This window comes from Kitasatospora sp. NPDC004799, assembly GCF_040609095.1.
GTDB lineage: Bacteria > Actinomycetota > Actinomycetes > Streptomycetales > Streptomycetaceae > Kitasatospora.
Genome location: NZ_JBEXJK010000137.1, coordinates 1 through 19,197 on the forward strand (window position 1 = coordinate 1; position 19,197 = coordinate 19,197).

A 19,197-nucleotide genomic window follows, 5' to 3' on the forward strand; every position below is an offset into this window, starting at 1 on the left:
GCCGACGGCGGGCCCGCCCGGGCCCGCCGGAGCGACGCGAAGGCCCCCGCCGGCTGCCGGCGGGGGCCTTCCGCGTGGTCGGGACGGTTTACGGCTCGAACTTGTAGCCCAGGCCGCGGACGGTGACCAGGTAGCGCGGCGCGCCCGGGTCCGGCTCGATCTTGGCCCGCAGGCGCTTCACGTGGACGTCCAGGGTCTTGGTGTCGCCGACGTAGTCCGCGCCCCACACCCGGTCGATCAGCTGCATCCGGGTGAGCACCCGGCCCGCGTTGCGCAGCAGCATCTCCAGCAGGTCGAACTCCTTGAGCGGCAGGTCGACCTTGGCGCCGTCCACGGTCACCACGTGGCGGTCCACGTCCATCCGGACCGGGCCCGCCTCCAGGGCGCCCGGGCCGCTGCCGTTGTCGCCCGCGCCGCCGTCCTCGCCGCGGCGGCGCAGCACCGCGCGGATCCGCGCGACCAGCTCGCGGGTGGAGTACGGCTTGGTGACGTAGTCGTCAGCGCCTATCTCCAGACCGACGACCTTGTCGATCTCGCTGTCCTTGGCGGTCACCATGATCACCGGGACGTTGGAGCGCACCCGGAGCTGGCGGCAGACCTCGGTGCCGGGCAGGCCCGGCAGCATCAGGTCGAGCAGGACGAGGTCCGCGCCGTTGCGTTCGAACTGCTCCAGGGCGTCGGGGCCGGTGGCGGCGACGGCCACCTCGAAGCCCTCCTTGCGGAGCATGTACGAGAGGGCGTCGCTGAACGACTCCTCGTCCTCGACCACCAGTACTCGGGTCACGATCAGGCCTCCGGGGCAAGCTGAGGGGTTGTGTCTGACAGGTGTTGTTCCCGCTCCCCGGCGGGGAGCGAACGGTCCGTGCGGTCCGTGGTGAGGGTTCGGGGTGCGGCGGCGGGTCCGGCGGGGCCGCCGTCCGGCACGTGGTCCGGCTCGTCGCCGAACTCGTCGTCGGGCTCGTCGTCGGGCTCGTCCTCCCCCGGTGCCTGCCCGGCGGGCAGGCGGACGGTGAAGGTCGAACCCTGGCCCTCGACGCTCCACACCGAGACGGTGCCGCCGTGCGAGGCCGCGACGTGCTTGACGATGGACAGGCCCAGGCCGGTGCCGCCGGTGGCCCGGGAGCGGGCGGGGTCGACGCGGTAGAACCGCTCGAAGACCCGCTCGCGGTCCTTCTCGGAGATGCCGATGCCCTGGTCGGTGACCGAGATCTCGATGAGCTCGCCGTCCGCCTCCCCGAGCGCCGCGGCGCTGGAGATCCGCCGGGTGGCGATGGCCACCCGGGTGCGGGGCGGGCTGTAGTTGACGGCGTTCTCGACCAGGTTGCCGAGCGCGGCGGCGAGCTGGCCGCGGTTGCCGTGCAGGTAGAGGCCGGCGATGCCGCCCGCCGCGATCAGGATCTGCTTGGCGGCGGCCTGCTGGCGGCAGCGGTCGATCGCCTCGGCGATCAGCTCGTCCACCGCGACCGGCTCCGGGTCGACCATCAGCCGGTCGTCCTGGACCCGGGAGAGGTCGATGATCTCCTGGACCAGGCTGGCCAGCCGGGCCGCCTCGACCTGCATCCGGCCGGCGAAGCGCTGCACCGCCTCCGGGTCGTCGGACGCGTCGACGACCGCCTCGGAGAGCAGCGACAGGGCGCCGACCGGGGTCTTGAGCTCGTGGCTGACGTTGGCCACGAAGTCCCGGCGGACGGCCTCCACCCGGCGCCGGTCGGTCTGGTCCTCGACCAGCACCAGCACCAGCCGGGAGCCCAGCGGGGCCACCCGGACGGAGACCGCGAGCGGCTCCGCCGCGCGGGCCGCGCCCGGCCGGGGCACCTCCAGCTCGACCTGCCGGATCTCGCCGTCCCGGCGGGTGGCGCGGGCCAGCGCGAGCATCTGGTCCACGGCGACGGCGCCGCCGCGCACCAGGCCCATCGCGTACGCCGCCGAGCTGGCCTTGACCACCTCGTCGCCCTCGCCCAGCACGATCGCGCAGGAGCGGAGCACGGAGAGTACGGTGTCGACCCCGGGCGGCAGCGGCGGCTCGGGGTTGCCGGTGCCCAGGGACTGGTGCCGGCCGGGGTTCCTGCCGCCGGTCCCGTACCTGCCCTTGGCCTGCTCGCGCTCGCTCCAGCGGAAGGCGATGGAGGCGGTGAGGCCGACGCCGAGCCCGGCTATGGCACAGGCAGCGGCGGCGGCCACGTTCACGTCCATGTGGCCAGCGTAAGCGCACGGCCAGGGCACTCCCCAAGCGTTGGATCAAGGCATCGACCACGCGTTGCCGAGAATTCACCTTCAGGTGGCCGCCGATTCACCGGAGCGGCCGTGCACCGTCGCCCGGACGGCGGAAAGTTGGCCAGGCAGCCCGTGTGGGAGAGACCGGTGTGCCGAACAACGGCCCACCGGCTCGGGTGTGCGCGTACGATGCGCGCCACCAGCAGCGGTCACCCGGACACCGGAACGATGGTCGGACGGGCTGACCGGTCGGCACCGCCACCGACACAGCTACTGAGGAGAGAACATGCGCGACGCGTACCACGAGGAACTCGATGCGATCGGCGACAGCCTGGTCGAGATGGCCCGGCTGGTCGGCTCCGCCCTGGGCCGCGCCACCACCGCCCTCCTCGACGCGGACCTGGCGCTGGCGGAGAGCGTGATCGCCGCCGACGAGAAGATCAACGAGCTGCACCACGAGCTGGAGAACCGGGCCATCGACCTGCTGGCCCGCCAGCAGCCGGTCGCCACCGACCTGCGCATCGTCGTCACCTCGCTGCGGATGAGCGCCGATCTGGAGCGCTGCGGCGACCTCGCCCGGCACGTCGCCAAGGTCGCGCGGATGCGCTACCCCGACACCGCCGTGCCGCGCGACCTGCACTCCACCGTCCTGGAGATGGGCCAGCTCGCCCAGCGCCTGGTGGCCAAGGCCGGCCTGGTCATCGCCACCAAGGACGTCGACAAGGCGCTGGAGCTGGAGCAGGACGACGACGCGATCGACACCCTGCACCGCGAGCTGCTGTCGCACCTGATCGACGAGCGCTGGCACCACGGCATCGAGACCGCCGTCGACATCACCCTGGTCGGGCGCTACTACGAGCGCTTCGCGGACCACGCGGTGTCGGTGGCCAAGCGCGTGGTGTACCTGGTGACGGGCGAGCACGTGGCCGAGTTCGTGGCCGCTGCCGAGGCCGCCGAGGCCGCGCCGACCGACTGACCGGCGGGGCCGGTCGCGGCACTGCCGGTACCGGCGCGGCCGGCTGCGGCACAGCCGGTACCGGCTCACCCCGAGGGGTGAGTAAACCTGCGACGAGGGTGGTGCGGGCGCACGGGTCTCCGTGCGCCCCACCTCTGCGCGCCCGTTGACGCTCCCTCCGTTCGGCGGTTTCACTCGACAGTGGGGGCACAGGACTGTGCCCGTCACTAGGAGGGAAGCTCGATGAAGGCCAACCCGACCCGACCGGCAACCGCCCACGACACCGTCGAGCCAACCGCCCCGAAGCTGCTCCCCGTCCTCGCCGCCGGCTGCGGTTGCGGCCCGGGCTGCGGCTGCGGCTGCCAGTCCGGTGCGCCCTGCCAGTGCGGCGGCGTCGACGGCGGCTGCTGCGGCGGCCACTGAGCGGGCCACCGTCCGCAAGCCCGGAGGGGCACGGCCGTCGGCGGCCGTGCCCCTCGTGCGTTCCCGCGTCCGGTCCGGCGGGGGCCCGCGGGCGTCCCCGCGTGGGCGCTCCCCGCGTGCCCGTCCGGGTCAGAACCGGACGTCGGAGCAGGAGTAGAAGGCGTTCCCGGTGTCGGAGATGTTCCAGACCGCGACGACCACGTGGTGGCCGGTGCGCCCGCCCGGCACGGTCGCGGTGTGGCTGAGCGTGCTCGGCACCTGCTTCCCGCCGTACGGGACGGTCAGGAAGGGCGTCAGGTCCAGGTTGGCCCGGGTGACCGGCTGGCTCGCGTCGTAGCCGGGCTTGGTCAGGTAGTACCGGAAGTCGGCGGTCGCGTGCCGGGCGGTGAACGTCCAGGTGAAGGTGAGCGGCCGGCCCGCCGCCACCGGCGTGGTCGGCCAGGCGCCCCCGTGCGGGTCGTCCAGCTCGGCGAAGCGCGGGTTGCCGCCGGCGCAGATGGTGCCGTCCGAGGGCCCGAGGGCCGGGAAGCCCTTGGTCCCCTCGACGCTCTGCGGCTCCCACTGGATGTCGCCGCAGTCCCACGGCACGCCGTCCACGTGGCTGTCGCAGAGCGCGGCCCGACTGGGCGGGGTCGAGATCCAGCCGTGGGACGAGGCCGGGAAGGCCAGGGTCAACGGGATCGCCAGCGCGGCGACGGCCGCCCCGACGATGTGGCGTGTGCGCATGGTGCTCCTCCGTGGGGGTGGATGGAGTGTGCGCCGGGGCGCAGACGCGCGCGTGGGGGTGCGGCGGCCCGGACGGGGAGATCCGGGCGTGCCTGCGCCGGTCCGGTGCCCTCACGGTAGGAGTCGCCGCCTGGGCCGTCAATGGTCTGAACCATTTTCCGACCTACCCAACTCCCCTGTCGGACAAGCGGGTTGGCCCCGAACCGACCGAAAACGAACGACGGCCCCTGATCCGCGCCGTACGGGCGGATCAGGGGCCGTGTCGGCAAGCGGCTTACTTCTTGCCCTGGTTCTTGACGGCCTCGATGGCGGCCGCGGCGGCGTCCGGGTCGAGGTAGCGGCCGCCCTTGACGACGGGCTTGAAGTCGGCGTCCAGCTCGTAGACCAGCGGGATGCCGGTCGGGATGTTCAGGCCGGCGATGGCCTCGTCGGAGATGCCGTCGAGGTGCTTGACCAGCGCGCGCAGGCTGTTGCCGTGGGCGGTGACCAGGACGGTCCGGCCGGCGGCGAGGTCCGGGACGATGGCGTCGTACCAGTACGGGAGCATCCGCTCGACGACGTCCTTCAGGCACTCGGTGCGCGGACGCAGCTCGCTCGGGATCTCGGCGTAGCGGGCGTCGCCGGCCTGCGAGTACTCGGCGTCGTCGGCCAGCACCGGCGGCGGGGTGTCGTACGAGCGGCGCCACAGCTGGAACTGCTCCTCGCCGAACTCGGCCAGGGTCTGGGCCTTGTCCTTGCCCTGGAGCGCACCGTAGTGGCGCTCGTTCAGCCGCCAGCTGCGGCTGACCGGGATCCAGTGCCGGTCGGCCTTGTCCAGGGCGATCTGCGAGGTGCGGATCGCGCGGCGCAGCAGCGAGGTGTGCAGCACGTCGGGGAGCAGGCCCTCGGCCGCCAGGAGCTCGCCGCCGCGGGCGGCCTCCTTCTCGCCCTTCTCGTTGAGGTCGACATCGACCCAACCGGTGAACAGGTTCTTCTGGTTCCACTGGCTCTCGCCGTGGCGGAGCAGGATGAGTCGGTACGTCGTGTCAGCCATGGCCCCCAGCTTAGTGGGGGCCGGAAAAACCCCTGGTGGGGACCTTCGGGCCATGTGTAATGTGTGCTGCGCGCATCTGACACTTACATGCGTCGGCTGAGGGGGGTCTGCCGCACCGCTCGGCGGACGCCTGCCCTCGGGAGCCCCCACATGCTCGTCGCCCTGGTCACCAACCCCCGGATCCGAAGACTCGTGCACGAGACGGTGGGCGGGCTGCCGCGGCAGTTCTGGTGGCTCTGGGTGAGCACCCTGGTGAACAAGCTCGGCGCGTTCGTGGTCACCTTCCTGGCACTGTACCTGACCGTCGACCGGGGCTACTCGGCCTCCTACGCGGGCCTGGTGGCCTCGCTGTTCGGGCTCGGTTCGGCCGTCGCGTCGATCGTCGCGGGCGTGCTGACCGACCGGATCGGCCGCCGCCCCACGCTGCTCGCCGCCCAGCTCGGCACCGCGCTGTTCACCGCCGTGCTCGGCTTCGCGGACGGCCAGGTGGCGATCGCCGTGGTGGCCTTCCTGGTGGGCCTGTGCAACAACGCGACCCGGCCGCCCACCTCGGCGATCATCGCCGACCTGGTGCCGTCCGAGGACCGGGTCCGCGCGTACTCGCTGAACTACTGGGCGATCAACATCGGCTTCGGCCTCTCCGCCGCCGTGGCCGGCCTGATCGCCACCCACGGCTACCTCACGCTCTTCCTGCTGGACGCGCTCACCACCCTGGTCTGCGCGGTGGTGATCTTCATCCGGATCCCGGAGACCCGGCCGGAGGCCTCCCCCGACCCGGCGGACGGCGCCGCCGAGCCGCCGGTCAGCCTGCTCTCGGTGTTCCGGGACGCCCCGTTCATGGCGCTGGTCGGGCTGACCCTGCTGCTCGCGCTGGTCTTCCAGCAGGGCAGCACCACGCTGGCCGTGGACATGGGCGCCGCCGGCATCACCTCCACCGAGTACGGCCTGGTCATCGGCCTGAACGGGCTGCTGATCGTGGTCCTGCAGATCCCGCTCACCCGGTGGATGGAGGGCCGCTCGCGGACCGGGCTGCTGATCACCAGCTGCCTGCTCACCGGCTGGGGCTTCGGGCTGGCCGCGCTGGCCGGGTCCTCGGCCTGGCTGTTCGCGCTCTCGGTGACGGTCTGGACGGTCGGCGAGATCCTCAACACGCCGGTGATGATGGGCCTGGTCGCCGAGCTGGCGCCGACCCACGGACGCGGCCGCTACCAGGGCGTGCACAGCCTCTCCTGGTCGCTCGCCTCGTTCCTCGGCCCGGCGGGCGGCGGGCTGCTGCTCCAGTACGCCGGGCCGGTGGTGCTCTGGACGGCCTGCGGGGCGGTCGGGACGGTCACCGCGCTCGGGTACGTCGCGCTGGCCCGGCGGACCGGCGCGGCGGGGCGCCGGTCGCCCGTGGTCGCGGAGGCCACGGAGGTCGCGGCGCCCGCGCCGACGGCCCCGGCGCCCGCGGTCGAGTCCGCTGCGAAGGCTCCGACGGGCCCCTGACCGGGCGGGTCAGCCGGCCGTCGGGGCGTCCGGAGCGGGCGCTGCCGGCTCCTGCGGCGCGGACAGGTGGGCGAAGGCGGCCAGGTTGCGGGTGGACTCCCCGCGCTTGGTCCGCCACTCCCACTCGCGCCGGATCGCCGTGGCGAAGCCCAGCTCCAGCAGGGTGTTGAACGGCTCGTCCGCGTTCTCCAGCACCGTGCCGAGCAGCCGGTCCACGACCTGCGGGGTGAGCGCCTCCAGCGGCAGCCGGCCGGCCAGGTAGACGTCGCCGAGCGCGTCGACCGCGTACCCGAGGCCGTACATCCGGGTGTTGCGCTCCAGCAGCCAGCGGTAGACGGCCTCGTGGTTCTCGTCCGGACGGCGGATCACGAAGGCGTTCACCGACAGGGTGTGGTCGCCGACCCGCAGGGCGCAGGCGGTGCTCAGCTTGCGGGTGCCCGGGAGGGCCGCCACCAGGGTGTACGGGTCGGCGGCGGCCGGCTCCCAGGCCACCCCGGCCTCGTCCAGGGCGGTGCGCAGGAGGGTCAGGGCCTCGTCCTTGGTGCGGATTGCCATGGGGGTGACGTTACTCGCCGGTACCGGGCGGGCGCAGCCCGGACCGGCCCGGACGTCCGGCCGGTACCGGCGCGGTGCTCAGGCCAGCCGGCGACGGGCCGTGGCCAGCCGGCCCGCCGGGCGGGCCATGCTGCCGGCGTACACCTCGGCGGTGGTCGCGGCGGCGGTGTCCCAGCCGAAGCCGGCCGCGTGCCGGGCCGCCGCCGCGTCGCGCCGGGCCACCAGGGCCCGGTCGGTGACGTACGGCTCCAGCGCGTACGACCAGTCCAGCGGGTCGTGGCCCGGCACCAGGGTGCCGGTCTCGCCGTCCCGCACCGCGACCGGCAGGCCGCCGACCGCGGCCGCCACCACCGGGGTGCCGCAGGCCTGCGCCTCCAGCGCGACCAGGCCGAAGGACTCGCTGTACGAGGGCATCACCAGCGCCGTCGCCGCCCGGTACCAGTCCGCGAGCTGCGGCTGGCCGACCGGCGGGTGGAACCGCACCACGTCGCAGATGCCCAGCTGGGCGGCGAGCTTGTGCAGGCTCTCCGGCCGGGCCAGCCCGGTGCCGGACGGCCCGCCGACCACCGGCACCACCAGGTGCTCGCGCAGCTCCGGGCGGCGGGCCAGCAGCGCGGCGACCGCCCGCAGCAGCACGTCCGGGGCCTTCAGCGGCTGGATCCGGCCGGCGAACAGCAGCACCGCGGCGTCCTGCGGCAGGCCCAGCCGGGCCCGCGCGGCGGCCGGCGTCCCCGGCCCGCCGGGGCGGAAGACGTCCAGGTTGACCCCGGGGTGGACGACGGCCAGCTGGTCCGGCCGGGCGGCGTAGTGCAGCGCCAGCTCGGCGGCCTCCTCGGTGGTGTTGGCGATCAGCCGGTCGGCCGCCTCCACCACCTGGGTCTCACCGATCACCCGGGCCGCGGGCTCGGGCGTGTCGCCCTCGGCCAGCGCGGCGTTCTTGACCTTCGCCATGGTGTGCATGGTGTGCACCAGCGGCACCCCCCAGCGCTGCGCGGCCAGCCAGCCGACCTGCCCGGAGAGCCAGTAGTGCGAGTGCACCAGGTCGTAGTGGCCGGGGCGGTGGCCCGCCTCCGTCCGCAGCACCGCGTGGGTGAAGGCGCACAGCTGGGCCGGCAGGTCCTCCTTGACCAGGCCCTCGTAAGGCCCGGCGGTGACGTGGCGGACCAGCACGCCCGGGGCCAGCTCGACCGTCGGCGCGTCGTCCGAGGAGATCGACCGGGTGAACACCTCGACCTCGATGTCGAGCTCGGCCAGGCGCTTGGCCAGCTCGACGATGTACACGTTCATCCCGCCGGCGTCCCCGGTGCCGGGCTGGTGCAGCGGCGAGGTGTGGACGCTCAGCATCGCTATCCGGCGCGGGCGGCGGCGGCCGGGAACGAGCGACTGGAGCCGGCCGCGTGCGGGGGCGGCGGGCTGGGCACGGCGTACCGAACGGACGGGGTGCTGGATCACCTGGCTGAAGCCTCCTCTGTGCGGCCCGTCGAGGCGGTCCGCGCCGGGCCGCCCGTTGTCCGGTGTGCGCTGCCCCGTCCGGGCACACATCACCAACAGTGTGGCAACCACCCGGACCGCGTCCGGCATTCCCGCCCCGGCCGACCGGCCCGGGCAGCCGCCGTCGCCGCAGGTCAGCACGGTACCGCCGACGGCCCGACTACCCTTCTGGGCATGGCTGCCTCCTTCGACCCCGCTCCCGCCGCGCCCGCCCGCGGACGGCCCGGGCGCCCGGTGGGGACGGTCACCCGGGGCACCACCAACACCAACCGGCTGCGCCGGATGGACCGCTGGATCGCCCACGCCCTCGGCCGTACGCTGCGCGCCGCCGGGCGCCCGCCGGTCGCGGTGGACCTCGGCTACGGCGCCGCGCCGTGGACCGCCGTCGAGCTGGCCGGACGGCTGCGCACGGTGCGGCCGGACGTCCGGGTGGTCGGGATCGAGATCGAGCCGGAGCGGGTCGCCGCCGCGCTGCCGTACGCCCAGCCGCCGCTGCTCACCTTCCGGCGCGGGGGCTTCGAGGTGCCGCTGGACGGCGGCGCGCCGGCCCAGCTGATCCGGGCGGCGAACGTGCTGCGGCAGTACGACGAGTCGGCGGTGGCCGGGGTGTGGGAGCGGCTGTGCGCGCGGCTCGCCCCGGACGGGCTGCTGGTCGAGGGCACCTGCGACGAGATCGGGCGGCGGCACGTGTGGGTCGCGCTCGGCCCGGAGGGGCCCCGGACGGTGACCTTCGCGGCCCGCCTGGGCGGCCTGGGCCAGCCCTCCGACCTGGCCGAGCGACTGCCGAAGGCGCTGATCCACCACAACGTGCCGGGGCGGCCGGTGCACGCCTTCCTGACCGACTTCGACCGGGCCTGGGCGGCGGCCGCGCCGTACGGGGCGTTCGGGGCGCGGCAGCGCTGGGTGGCGGCCTGCACGGCGCTGGCGGGCAGCTGGCCGCTGGTGGACGCGCGCGGGCGGTGGCGGCAGGGCGAGGTCACGGTGCCCTGGTCGGCGCTCGCGCCGTAGCGGCGGGGCACCGTCGACCTCGCGCCGTGGCGGCGGGGCGCTGTCGACACGGAAGCGACGCGGAGGGCGCCGGGCCGGGAGCCGGTCGTCGTCCGGGTCCGGTCACCGCACCGCCACCGGCGTGGCAATAGCCACAACGGCGCCGGTCGGCCGGATAAATCCCCGGAGATCACGTTATGGTCGCGAGAAGTTCCCTGACGCACGGTGCCAGGCGGGCACTGCGGACGGACGCCGACCGTTACGCAGTCGGGGAAAGGGAGGAACCACCGATGCCCGCAACGGGAGACGGGCGGGCACCTGCTGCCGCGGACCTGCCGGGCGCCCATGACGGCGCCCCCGTCGGCCATGCCCGTAACCACACCACGACCGGACCAGCCACGGCGACTCCCCCGATACCCCACCCCCGCTCGCGGGCCGCGCTCGCCTCCCACCCGTCGCACGTCTCCGACCCGGGCGGCCCGGCGGCGGACGGGCCGGCCGACGACACGCCCCTGCGGCTGCTGGTCATCGAGGACGACGCCTCGGACGCCCAGCTGATCAAGGCCGCGGTGGCCGACAGCGGCACCTCGATCGAGATCCACTGGGCCCGCGGCCTGGACCAGGCCACCGAGCTGCTCGCCCCGCCCGCCCCCTGGGCCCGGCGCGGGCGCTCCCGCACCCCCGAGTTCGGCTGCGTGCTGCTCGACCTCGCCGCACCCGCCGACCTGCCGCACCCCTCCGACACCTCGGACGGGCTGGAGGGCCTGCACGAGCTGCTCCGCCGGGCGCCGCACACCCCGGTCGTGGTGCTCACCGACGCCGCCGGGGCCGAACTCGGCGCGGCCGCGGTCGCGGCCGGCGCCCAGGACTTCCTGCTCAAGCACGAGACGGACGGCCCGCTGCTCGCCCGAGCCCTGCGCTACGCCGTCGAGCGCAAGCGCGCCGACGAGTCCCAGCGGCGCCTGGTCGAGGCCGAGTTGCGCGGCCAGGAGAACGCCCGCCTGCAGCGCCACCTGCTGCCCACCCCGCTGCTCGACGGCGCCGGGCTCTCCTTCACCCGGCGCTACCGCCCCGGCCGCCGCCGCGCGCTGCTCGGCGGCGACTTCTACGACGCCGTGCGCACCGACGACGGCGCCGTGCACGTCGTGATCGGCGACGTCTGCGGCCACGGCCCGGACGAGGCCGCGCTCGGCGTCGCGCTCCGGATAGCGTGGCGCACCCTGGTCTTCGCCGGGCTCACCGGCGAGGCCCTGCTCACCACCCTCCAGCACGTGCTGGAGCACGAGCGGCGCAGCGACGAGATCTTCGCGACGCTCTGCATGCTGGTCATCGAGCCCGGGGGCGCCGACGGCGGGCCCGACCCGCTCGGCACCGGCGAGCGGGCCCGGCTCTACCTCGCCGGGCACCCGGCGCCGCTGCTGCTCGGCCGGGACCACGAGCCGATCACCCTGCCCGCCGACCTCGCCGGGCCCGCGCTCGGCCTGCTGCCGTGCCACGACGGGCAGGCCGCCTGGCCCGCCCACGAGGTCGAACTGCGGGCCGGCTGGCGGCTGTTGCTCTACACCGACGGACTGATCGAGGGACGGGTCGGGGCCGGGTCCCGCCGACTGGGCCAGGACGGGCTCGCGGACCTGATCGGCGACCACCAGGCCGCCGGGCTGACCCGGGGGCGGCTGGTCGACAGCGCGATCGCGGAGGTCGAGGAGCTGAACGGCGGCGCGCTGACCGACGACGTCGCGGTGCTGCTGCTGGAGCGCAGCCCGGTGCAGCTGATCCTCGGCTGACGGCTGCTCCTCGGCCGACGGTCCGGCGGCCGGGCGGCGCGACGGCGCGACGGCGCGACGGCGGACAACACGGCGGCCCGGGCGGGGAGTTCACCCGCCCGGGCCGTCGCCCGGTCCGCTGTCGCGGCCTACCAGGGGCCGTACGGCCCGGTGTTGCTCCGGCCGCCCCGGCCGCCACTGCCGCCGGTCAGCGCCCGGATCGCCGGGCGGACGTCCACCACGTACACGATCGAGGCCACCAGGCCGGCCAGGGTGCCGATGCCGGTGAAGAAGTTCACCCCGAACAGGAAGTCCCAGCCGAAGGAGATCGCCAGGATGGCGACCCAGAAGCCCTTGGTCTTCTTGTCGGCCGCCCGGTAGGCGTCCTCCCGGCGGGTGGCCGCGTCGACCAGGGCGAACAGCTTGTAGCCGAGGATGGCGATGGTCGCCCACCAGATCGGATTCAGGTAGGAAAAGGCCAGAATCTGCAACACTCCGACCATTTCGATCTCCTCTGCTCTGGACTCCGGCGCTGCGACCGCCGTCCATCCTGGCACGACGACCGTCCGCAACGGGGTCAACGTCCCACGGTCACCTGATGTGCCCCGCGGGGCACCCGGTCACTCCGCGGCGTCGGCGGCGTCCTTGCGGGCCCGGGCGGACTTCTTCGGGGCGGGCTCGGCGCCGCCATCCGCGACCGGCTCGGCCTCGGCCGGCTCGAGCCGCCCGGCCCCGTCCGACGCGTCCGACGTGCCCGGGCGGGCCTTGTCCACCACGACCTTGCCGCGCTCGGCCAGCTCGTCGTACGTCTCCTTGGCCTTCACCGCCAGCTCGACCGCGCGGGCCACCTGCTGCAGGGCGAAGCCCTGGGCCCGCTCCTGCAGGGCCTTGAGGTCGGTCGGCAGGGTGGTGACGGTCTCGGCGACCTTGGCCTGGGCCCCGGTCAGCAGCGACTGCGCCTCCTGGAGCTTGGCGGTGGCCTTCTCCTGCGCGCCCTTGCGGTCCGCCGCCAGCGCCTCGACCCGGCCCGGCACCTCGCGCAGCTTCTCGTAGGCGAGGTCCCCGGCGCCGGCCAGGGCGTACAGCGGGGTCGGGTCGCTGAGGGTCTTCTTGATCTCGTCGGTGATGGGCATGGTTACCGGTCCTCCCGGTGGGTGTTCTGGGTGGCTGGGCCGTCGGCCGTCGAAGCGGACGCCGACGTGGCGTTCTCCTTGAGGAAGGCGTCGTAGACCGCGAGCAGCGCCTGCTTCTGCCGCTCGTTGATCAGCGGATCGCCCAGGATCGAGGCCCGCAGTTCCAGGCCCTCGCCCCGCCGCTCCTCCAGGATCCCGGCCTGGACGTACAGCGTCTCCGCCGAGATCCGCAGCGCCTTGGCGATCTGCTGGAGGATCTCCGCGCTCGGCTTGCGCAGCCCGCGCTCGATCTGGCTGAGGTACGGGTTGGACACGCCGGCGGCCTCCGCCAGCTGCCGCAGCGAGTACTGGGCGTTGCGGCGCTGCTCGCGGATGTACTCGCCCAGCGAGCCGACGTTCAGTGAGGCCATGCGGACAGCCTGCAGCACCCTGCTTGCTTTTGCAAGCAGGGTGCTAGCGGGAGCAAACGCGCGCGCCCGGTGGGGCGGGGGAAGTCGGGCCGTGGTGGCCGGACGGGCCGAGCGCCGAGCCGGACCCGGGCGGGTCAGGTCAGGTGGGCCAGGTGGGCGAGGAGGAGCTCGGTGAGCCGTTCGGGAGTGCGCAGCGGGAGGTAGTGGTCGGCGTCCGGGACGAGGTGGCCGCGGGCACCGGGGATGTCGGCGGCCAGCCGCTCTGCGATCGCCGCGATCTCCGGGTGGTCGCGGTCGCCGTGCACGACCAGGGTGGGTGCGGTGACGGTGCCGAGACGTGGCTCGGCCGCGCGGGCCGGGGCGCCCGCGAGGTGGTGCTCGCTGACGATCCGACGGGCCGCGTTCTCCGCCACCATCGCCGCGATCAGCTCCCCGCCCGGCGCGCCGCGGCCCATGGCGGCCCAGAGCGAGAGCTCCAGCTCGGCCAACGCGGCCGCGTCGCCGCGCCGCCGGGCCTCGGCGTACGCGGCGGTCTCCGGCGACGGCGGCCAGTCGTGGCCGGAGACCGAGGCGCCGACCAGACCGAGCGCGGCGACCCGGTCGGGGTGGGCGAGGGCGAAGTCCAGCGCGGTCTCCCCGCCCATGCTCAGGCCGACCAGCGCGGCGCCGCGCAGACCGAAGTGGTCCAGGACGGCGCCCAGGTCCGCGACGTCGTCGAAGGCCCGCTCCGGCGCGCTGGAGCGGCCGAGGCCGCGGGCGTCGTAGCGGATCACGTCGTGGTGCCGGGAGAGCGCGGGGGCGACGGCGTCCCACAGCCGGGAGTCCATGCCGGAGCCGTGCAGCAGCACGACCGGGCTGCCGGTGCCGCGGCGCTCCGCCCACAGCAGGCCGCCGCCGGGAGCGGGGACGTGGACCTCGGAGGCGGGGGGATCGGTGTGCGGGCTCATGCGGTGATCCTTTCAGAGCACCGCACGAGCCCCACCGCCCCGGCCGGTCAGCCGGACTCGGGCAGCCGGATCGGCATCAGCACCGAGAAGGTGCCCGTCCGACCGGGCGTGCGGACGGCCAACGGGGCGATCGGGCCGCCGAGTTCGAGGACCAGCTGCTCGGGCCGCCCGGCGTCGAGCGCGTCGAGCAGGTAGTCCCGGTTGACGGCCAGTCGGTAGCCCTCGGGGGCCGGGCCGTCGGCGACCGTCAGCCGGCCGTCCCCGCTCAGGGTCAGCACGGTGACCTCGCAGTCGGCGCCGTCCGGGCCGGAGGGCAGGGTGCGGGTGGCACCGGTCGCCACGGCGGCGCGCAGTTCGGCGGCGGGCAGGGTGATCCGGTGCTCGGGTTCGAGCCGGGTGACGACCCGGTGGTCGGGGTAGTCGAAGTCGAGCGCGGCGCCCTCGACCCGGTGCTCCCCGGCCTCGGCCCGGACCAGCCCGCCGCCGAGGGTGAGCACCACCTCGGCCGCCCCCGCGCCGAGCAGCGCGCGCAGCGCGTCCACCAGCGCGGTCGGGACGACCGTGCCGGCCACCGGCCCGTCGGGGGCGTCGCCGGTGGCCGGCACCTCGGCGAGGGCCATCCGGTAGCGGTCGGTGGCGACCAGGCGCAGCAACGGTCCGTCCGGCTCGAAGAGCACACCGGCGAGCGAGGGCTGCTCCGGGTCCGCGCCGACCGCGAAGCGGACCGCGTCCAGGGCGGCCGCGAGGCCCTCGGCCCGTACGGTGAGCCGGAGTCCGGCGGGGGTGGTGGTCATCGGTTGCTCCCTCTGGTCGATCATCGCGTGGATCAGGGAGAGCTCGCGGCGGGCGTCGGCCAGGCCGTCCTCCAGCCGGCGCAGGTGCGCGTCGAGCACCTGCCGGGCCTCGCCGCTGCCCGGTTCGGCGCCGAGCACGGCGCGGATGCCGGCCAGTGGCAGGCCGACCCGGCGCAACCGGGCCAGCAGCCGGGCGTCGGCGAGCTGGCCGGGCCGGTACCAGCGGTAGCCGGTCTGCGGATCGACCCAGGCGGGGGTGAGCACCTCGGCGCCGTCGTAGTAGCGCAGGGTGCCGACGCCCAGGCCGCTGGCGCGGGCCAGTTCGCCGATGCTGTGCAGCTCGCTCTCCATGCCGGTGACTCTGCGGGCTCGACCTGGTCGAGGGTCAAGCCCGGTCGGACCGGTCGGTGCCGTCACCGGGAGGAGAGCTCAGGTGCGCCAGGTGGCCCAGCTTGTGCGGGTTGCGGACGCCGCGGATCCCGGAGATCCGCACGCCGCCGTCGGGCTGCTCCGCGAACTCGAACACCGAGACGGAGTCGACCGTCCCGTCCACGGTGACCAGCACGCCGGGCTCGCCGTTGACCAGGACCGGGCGGGCGCCGGCCCCCTCGCCGAGTTGGTGGAGCACCCCGAGGACGAAACGGGCGACCTTCTCGGCGCCGACGACCGGCCGCAGCGCGGCGCGGATCACCCCGCCGCCGTCCGTCCAGCTGACGACGTCGGGGGCGAGCAGCTCCAGCATCCGGTTGAGGTCGCCGCCGACGCAGGCTGCCAGGAACTCGTCGGTGGCCCGGCGGCGCAGCTCGGGCGGGGCGTCGTAGCGCGGCCGGCGGGCGCGCACGTGCGCCCGGGCCCGGCTGCCGACCTGGCGGCAGGCGGCCTCGGTGCGGTCCAGGGCCTCGGCGATCTCCTGGTAGGAGAAGCCGAAGGCCTCCTTGAGCACGAACACCGCCCGCTCCAGCGGGGACAGGCTCTCCAGCACCACCAGCAGGGCGACCGAGACGGTCTCGGCCCGCTCGACGCCGTCGGTCGCATCGGGCTCGGTGACCAGTGGCTCGGGCAGCCAGGGGCCGACGTAGGACTCGCGGCGGACCGCGGCCGAGTCCAGCTTGTTGAGCGCGAGGTTGGTGACCGTACGGGCCAGGAAGCCGCCGGGGCTGGCGACCGGGCCGGTGACGCCGCTCCAGCGCAGCCAGGTGTCCTGGACCAGGTCCTCGGCGTCGGCGACGCTGCCGAGCATCCGGTAGGCGATGCCGAAGACCGTCCGCCGGTACCGCTCGAAGTCGGCCAGCCGGGCATCGGCCGGCCGGGCACCGCCGGTGGGCCCGGTCGCGTGGGTGTCGGTCACCCGCGCGACGCTACCGCACGGTAGCCCCCGCGCTCAGCCCCGGAAGGCCTCGTACGCGGGGCCGAGCACGGCGGCGAGGTCGCGGCCGTGCACGGTGATGCCGGAGCGGCCGAGGCGGCGCAGCGAGGGCTCGTCCGGGCCGTCCGCCTCCTCCGCCGTCGGGGCCGGGCGCAGGGTGAAGTCGCCGCGCCAGTAGGCGGCGACGTTGACCGCGGGCGGTCTGGGCTCGTCGGTCATGCGTCCTCCTCGGCCACGGCGTCCTCCCGGGTGAGGGCGACCAGTTCGCGCAGTGCCCCGACCGGCAGGTCGGTGAGCCAGTGCTCCCCCTCCCCCACCACCGTCTCGGCCAACGACCTTTTGGCGGCGAGGAGTTCGTCGATCCGCTCCTCGACGGTGCCGACGCAGACCAGCCGGCGGACCTGGACGTCCCGGCGCTGGCCGATCCGGAAGGCGCGGTCGGTGGCCTGCTCCTCGACCGCCGGGTTCCACCAACGGTCCAGGTGGATCACCTGGTTGGCGGCGGTCAGGTTGAGGCCGGTGCCGCCGGCCCGCAGCGAGAGCAGGAACACCCGTGGCCCGCCCGGGGACTGGAAGCGCTCGACGAGCTCCTCGCGGCGCGCCCGGGCCAGGCCGCCGTGCAGGTAGAGCACCTCCTCGCCGAGCCGGCGCTCCAGGTACGGGCGGAGCATCGCGCCGAACTCGGCGTACTGGGTGAAGACCAGCGTCCGGTCGCCCTCGGCCAGCGCCTCCTCCAGCAGTTCGGCCAGCCGGGCGACCTTGCCCGAGCGCCCGCCCACCGCCGAGCCGTCGTGCAGCAGTTGGGCCGGGTGGTTGCAGACCTGCTTGAGCTTGCCGATCGCGGCCAGCACCGTGCCGCGCCGCTCCACGCCCCGGATGCCCTCGACCCGCCGCAGCAGGTCGGTGACCACGGCCTGGTAGAGGCCGGCCTGCTCGGCGGTGAGGTTGCACCAGACGGTCATCTCCTGCTTGGCGGGCAGCTCGGCCGCCACCGCCGGGTCGGACTTGAGCCGGCGGAGCACGAACGGGGCGGTGCGGCGCCGGAGTTCGGCGGTGCGCTCGGGGCTGCGGTGCAGCTCGACCGGGATCGCGTAGCGCTCCTTGAAGCGCTCGGCGGGGCCGAGCAGGCCGGGGTTGGCGAAGTCCAGGACGGCGTGCAGTTCGGCGAGCCGGTTCTCCACCGGGGTGCCGGTGAGCGCGATCCGGTGCCGGGTGACGGGCAGCGCGCGGATCGCCCGGGACTGCGCGGTGCCGGTGTTCTTGATGTGCTGGGCCTCGTCGGCGACCACCCGGCGCCAGCGGATCGCGCGCAGCGCGGCGAGGTCGCGCTGGACCAGCCCGTAGGTGGTGACGACCAGGTCCACGCCCCGTACGGCGGCGGCGAGCTGCTCCGCGCCGAGGCGGCCGGCGCCGTGGTGGACGTACCGCCGCAGGCCCGGGGCGAAGCGCTCGGCCTCGCGCTGCCAGTTGCCGACCAGGGACATCGGGCAGACCAGCAGGGTGGGGCCGGCGGCGCCCCCGGAGCGTTCGGAGGCTCTCTCGGCAGCCTGCTCGGAAGCCCGCTCGGCGGCCCGCTCGGCGGCCTTCTCGGAGGCGAGCAGGGCGAGGGTCTGGACGGTCTTGCCCAGGCCCATGTCGTCGGCCAGCACGGCGCCGAGGCCGAGCCCGGACATGGTCCGCAGCCAGGCCAGCCCGCGTTCCTGGTAGGGGCGCAGCACGGCCCGGAAGTCCGGCGGCAGCTCCGGCGCCGGTGCCGCGCCGGCCCGCCCGGCGAGCAGGTCGCCGAGCGGTCCGTCCGCGCGCACCGAGGTGACCGGCAGCCCGGCGACCGTCGCCTCCGGGTCGAGGGCGAGCCGCAGCAGCTCGGTGGCGGCGAGCACGCCGTCGCGCCGGTCGGCGAGGAAGGCGAGCGCGGCGGCGATCTGGGCCGGGTCGGCCTCCAGCCAGGTGCCGCGCACCCGGACCAACCCCTGTTTGGCAGCGGCGAGTTCGGCCAGTTCCCGTGCACTGAGCGGCTCCCCCTCCGGGCCGAGCGCGGCCTGCCAGCGGAAGGCGACCACGGCGTCCCGGTCCACCTGGCTGCCGGCCGCGAGCGAGCCGGGCGCGGGCGGGGTGGTGGCGCGCAGGGCGAGCCCGAGCCGGGGACGGCGCCGCCACCAGGCGGGCAGCAGCACCCCGAAGCCGCCCTCGGCGAGGGCGGGCGCGGCGGTGCGCAGGAAGTCCAGCGCACCGGCCCGGTCGAGCGGCAGGGCGGCCGGGCGGGAGCGGTGGCGCAGCCCGTCCAGGGCGGGCCAGCGGTGGGCGGCGCGGGCGAGTTCGGCGACCAGGACGTCGACCGGGTCGGCGGCCTTGCGGGCGAGCGCGGCACGGGCGGCGCCGCCCTCGTGCAGGTCGGCGGCCCGGACCAGCAGGGAGGGCTCGTCCACGGCCTGGAGCAGGAACTCCAGCTGCCAGGCGTCGTCGGACGGGCGGCCCTCGGGGTCGTCCGGGCCCGGGCCGAGCGGCTCGACCAGCCGGAAGCAGAGCCGCACGGCCGGGTCGACGGGCTCGGCCGCGGCGTACCAGGCGCCGAGCCGGCGGCGCAGTTCGGCGACCTCCCCGGGCGGGGCGCCGTCGAACCCGCCGTCGGGGGTGGTGAGGGCGTGCAGCCAGCGCTCGGCGACGGCCCCGCCCCGGCCGGGCGGCGGGAAGGGCGTGTCCGCCAGCGCGGCGCGGGCCTCGGCGTCCACCAGGGCGCCCAGCGCGGCGTCCAGCAGCGCGGCGCCGCCGCCGGGCCCGTGCGGCCACTCCCCCAGCAGGACGGGCGGGCAGCCCGCGGCCAGGGCGGCGGCCGACATCACCCTCACCCCCATCGAATCCGGGGCGGTACTGCTCGACGGACGCCGGGGCCGCTACTGGCAGCTGAACGCGTCCGG

Annotated in this window: 19 protein-coding genes; 5 read left to right on the forward strand and 14 right to left on the reverse strand. The window is 75.2% G+C overall.

The window, feature by feature from the left end; all coding sequences use genetic code 11:
- Positions 1 to 88 precede the first annotated feature (88 nt).
- Positions 89 to 784, reverse strand: coding sequence for a response regulator transcription factor (locus ABZW03_RS18870; RefSeq protein WP_188296603.1), 696 nt, complete (start codon positions 782 to 784; stop codon positions 89 to 91).
- A 2-nt stretch (positions 785 to 786) separates the two neighbouring features.
- Complete coding sequence (locus tag ABZW03_RS18875; RefSeq protein ID WP_355259107.1) at positions 787 to 2,193, reverse strand: ATP-binding protein; 1,407 nt, start codon at positions 2,191 to 2,193, stop codon at positions 787 to 789.
- Between the two features lie 307 nt (positions 2,194 to 2,500).
- On the opposite strand from ABZW03_RS18875, the gene phoU reads away from it, so the two are divergent.
- Both phoU and ABZW03_RS18885 read left to right on the forward strand, forming a co-directional pair.
- Entirely contained in the window at positions 2,501 to 3,190 is a 690-nt protein-coding gene (gene phoU / locus ABZW03_RS18880) for a phosphate signaling complex protein PhoU (protein ID WP_355259110.1), read from the forward strand.
- Between the two features lie 222 nt (positions 3,191 to 3,412).
- The gene (locus ABZW03_RS18885) at positions 3,413 to 3,592 is read left to right on the forward strand and encodes a hypothetical protein (RefSeq protein WP_355259113.1); all 180 of its coding nucleotides are present in this window, start codon (positions 3,413 to 3,415) and stop codon (positions 3,590 to 3,592) included.
- Positions 3,593 to 3,721: 129 nt separating this feature from the next.
- Here ABZW03_RS18885 and ABZW03_RS18890 read toward each other — a convergent pair whose 3' ends face one another.
- Positions 3,722 to 4,318, reverse strand: a complete 597-nt coding sequence (locus ABZW03_RS18890) for a lytic polysaccharide monooxygenase (RefSeq protein WP_355259116.1) — start codon at positions 4,316 to 4,318, stop codon at positions 3,722 to 3,724.
- 274 nt (positions 4,319 to 4,592) lie between these two features.
- Positions 4,593 to 5,351 carry a phosphoglyceromutase gene (locus ABZW03_RS18895; protein ID WP_355259118.1) on the reverse strand — a complete coding sequence of 253 codons (759 nt, stop codon included), beginning with the start codon at positions 5,349 to 5,351 and terminating at the stop codon, positions 4,593 to 4,595.
- A gap of 150 nt (positions 5,352 to 5,501) precedes the next feature.
- Between ABZW03_RS18895 and ABZW03_RS18900 the strand changes: the two genes are divergently transcribed.
- Positions 5,502 to 6,836 (forward strand): MFS transporter, encoded by a 1,335-nt coding sequence (locus tag ABZW03_RS18900; protein ID WP_355259120.1) that lies wholly within the window; start codon positions 5,502 to 5,504, stop codon positions 6,834 to 6,836.
- A gap of 9 nt (positions 6,837 to 6,845) precedes the next feature.
- Here ABZW03_RS18900 and ABZW03_RS18905 read toward each other — a convergent pair whose 3' ends face one another.
- Both ABZW03_RS18905 and mshA read right to left on the reverse strand, forming a co-directional pair.
- The gene (locus tag ABZW03_RS18905; RefSeq protein ID WP_355259123.1) at positions 6,846 to 7,391 is read right to left on the reverse strand and encodes a YbjN domain-containing protein; all 546 of its coding nucleotides are present in this window, start codon (positions 7,389 to 7,391) and stop codon (positions 6,846 to 6,848) included.
- Positions 7,392 to 7,469: 78 nt separating this feature from the next.
- On the reverse strand, positions 7,470 to 8,843 hold the full coding sequence (mshA, locus tag ABZW03_RS18910) for a D-inositol-3-phosphate glycosyltransferase (protein ID WP_355259126.1): 1,374 nt from the start codon (positions 8,841 to 8,843) through the stop codon (positions 7,470 to 7,472).
- A 213-nt stretch (positions 8,844 to 9,056) separates the two neighbouring features.
- On the opposite strand from mshA, the gene ABZW03_RS18915 reads away from it, so the two are divergent.
- Together ABZW03_RS18915 and ABZW03_RS18920 are read left to right on the forward strand one after the other, a co-directional pair.
- Positions 9,057 to 9,890, forward strand: a complete 834-nt coding sequence (locus tag ABZW03_RS18915; RefSeq protein WP_355259129.1) for a class I SAM-dependent methyltransferase — start codon at positions 9,057 to 9,059, stop codon at positions 9,888 to 9,890.
- Between the two features lie 269 nt (positions 9,891 to 10,159).
- On the forward strand, positions 10,160 to 11,653 hold the full coding sequence (locus ABZW03_RS18920; RefSeq protein ID WP_355259132.1) for a SpoIIE family protein phosphatase: 1,494 nt from the start codon (positions 10,160 to 10,162) through the stop codon (positions 11,651 to 11,653).
- A 128-nt stretch (positions 11,654 to 11,781) separates the two neighbouring features.
- On the opposite strand, the gene ABZW03_RS18925 is transcribed toward ABZW03_RS18920, so the two are convergent.
- From ABZW03_RS18925 to ABZW03_RS18960, 8 genes are all read right to left on the reverse strand, one after another.
- The gene (locus tag ABZW03_RS18925) at positions 11,782 to 12,135 is read right to left on the reverse strand and encodes a DUF2516 family protein (protein WP_355259135.1); all 354 of its coding nucleotides are present in this window, start codon (positions 12,133 to 12,135) and stop codon (positions 11,782 to 11,784) included.
- A 117-nt stretch (positions 12,136 to 12,252) separates the two neighbouring features.
- Positions 12,253 to 12,765 carry a hypothetical protein gene (locus tag ABZW03_RS18930; protein ID WP_355259138.1) on the reverse strand — a complete coding sequence of 171 codons (513 nt, stop codon included), beginning with the start codon at positions 12,763 to 12,765 and terminating at the stop codon, positions 12,253 to 12,255.
- A gap of 2 nt (positions 12,766 to 12,767) precedes the next feature.
- On the reverse strand, positions 12,768 to 13,175 hold the full coding sequence (locus ABZW03_RS18935) for a helix-turn-helix transcriptional regulator (protein ID WP_355259141.1): 408 nt from the start codon (positions 13,173 to 13,175) through the stop codon (positions 12,768 to 12,770).
- Positions 13,176 to 13,309: 134 nt separating this feature from the next.
- Entirely contained in the window at positions 13,310 to 14,122 is an 813-nt protein-coding gene (locus ABZW03_RS18940; protein WP_355259144.1) for an alpha/beta hydrolase, read from the reverse strand.
- 47 nt (positions 14,123 to 14,169) lie between these two features.
- Positions 14,170 to 15,267, reverse strand: coding sequence for a MerR family transcriptional regulator (locus ABZW03_RS18945; RefSeq protein ID WP_355259147.1), 1,098 nt, complete (start codon positions 15,265 to 15,267; stop codon positions 14,170 to 14,172).
- Positions 15,268 to 15,301: 34 nt separating this feature from the next.
- Complete coding sequence (locus ABZW03_RS18950) at positions 15,302 to 16,264, reverse strand: RNA polymerase sigma-70 factor (RefSeq protein WP_355259150.1); 963 nt, start codon at positions 16,262 to 16,264, stop codon at positions 15,302 to 15,304.
- 33 nt (positions 16,265 to 16,297) lie between these two features.
- Positions 16,298 to 16,501 (reverse strand): hypothetical protein, encoded by a 204-nt coding sequence (locus ABZW03_RS18955; protein WP_355259153.1) that lies wholly within the window; start codon positions 16,499 to 16,501, stop codon positions 16,298 to 16,300.
- Positions 16,498 to 19,119 (reverse strand): DEAD/DEAH box helicase, encoded by a 2,622-nt coding sequence (locus ABZW03_RS18960; protein ID WP_355259156.1) that lies wholly within the window; start codon positions 19,117 to 19,119, stop codon positions 16,498 to 16,500. Before ABZW03_RS18960 ends, ABZW03_RS18955 begins: the two co-directional genes overlap by 4 nt.
- Positions 19,120 to 19,197 lie beyond the last annotated feature (78 nt).

What these genes read in the sequence shown, in the direction of transcription:
- ABZW03_RS18875 (WP_355259107.1), bottom strand. Translation starts at nt 2,193, where the DNA reads ATGGACGTGAACGTGGCCGCCGCCGCTGCCTGTGCCATAGCCGGGCTC.
- phoU (WP_355259110.1), top strand. Translation starts at nt 2,501, where the DNA reads ATGCGCGACGCGTACCACGAGGAACTCGATGCGATCGGCGACAGCCTG.
- ABZW03_RS18885 (WP_355259113.1), top strand. Translation starts at nt 3,413, where the DNA reads ATGAAGGCCAACCCGACCCGACCGGCAACCGCCCACGACACCGTCGAG.
- ABZW03_RS18890 (WP_355259116.1), bottom strand. Translation starts at nt 4,318, where the DNA reads ATGCGCACACGCCACATCGTCGGGGCGGCCGTCGCCGCGCTGGCGATC.
- ABZW03_RS18895 (WP_355259118.1), bottom strand. Translation starts at nt 5,351, where the DNA reads ATGGCTGACACGACGTACCGACTCATCCTGCTCCGCCACGGCGAGAGC.
- ABZW03_RS18900 (WP_355259120.1), top strand. Translation starts at nt 5,502, where the DNA reads ATGCTCGTCGCCCTGGTCACCAACCCCCGGATCCGAAGACTCGTGCAC.
- ABZW03_RS18905 (WP_355259123.1), bottom strand. Translation starts at nt 7,391, where the DNA reads ATGGCAATCCGCACCAAGGACGAGGCCCTGACCCTCCTGCGCACCGCC.
- ABZW03_RS18915 (WP_355259129.1), top strand. Translation starts at nt 9,057, where the DNA reads ATGGCTGCCTCCTTCGACCCCGCTCCCGCCGCGCCCGCCCGCGGACGG.
- ABZW03_RS18920 (WP_355259132.1), top strand. Translation starts at nt 10,160, where the DNA reads ATGCCCGCAACGGGAGACGGGCGGGCACCTGCTGCCGCGGACCTGCCG.
- ABZW03_RS18925 (WP_355259135.1), bottom strand. Translation starts at nt 12,135, where the DNA reads ATGGTCGGAGTGTTGCAGATTCTGGCCTTTTCCTACCTGAATCCGATC.
- ABZW03_RS18930 (WP_355259138.1), bottom strand. Translation starts at nt 12,765, where the DNA reads ATGCCCATCACCGACGAGATCAAGAAGACCCTCAGCGACCCGACCCCG.
- ABZW03_RS18935 (WP_355259141.1), bottom strand. Translation starts at nt 13,175, where the DNA reads ATGGCCTCACTGAACGTCGGCTCGCTGGGCGAGTACATCCGCGAGCAG.
- ABZW03_RS18940 (WP_355259144.1), bottom strand. Translation starts at nt 14,122, where the DNA reads ATGAGCCCGCACACCGATCCCCCCGCCTCCGAGGTCCACGTCCCCGCT.
- ABZW03_RS18945 (WP_355259147.1), bottom strand. Translation starts at nt 15,267, where the DNA reads ATGGAGAGCGAGCTGCACAGCATCGGCGAACTGGCCCGCGCCAGCGGC.
- ABZW03_RS18955 (WP_355259153.1), bottom strand. Translation starts at nt 16,501, where the DNA reads ATGACCGACGAGCCCAGACCGCCCGCGGTCAACGTCGCCGCCTACTGG.
- ABZW03_RS18960 (WP_355259156.1), bottom strand. Translation starts at nt 19,119, where the DNA reads ATGTCGGCCGCCGCCCTGGCCGCGGGCTGCCCGCCCGTCCTGCTGGGG.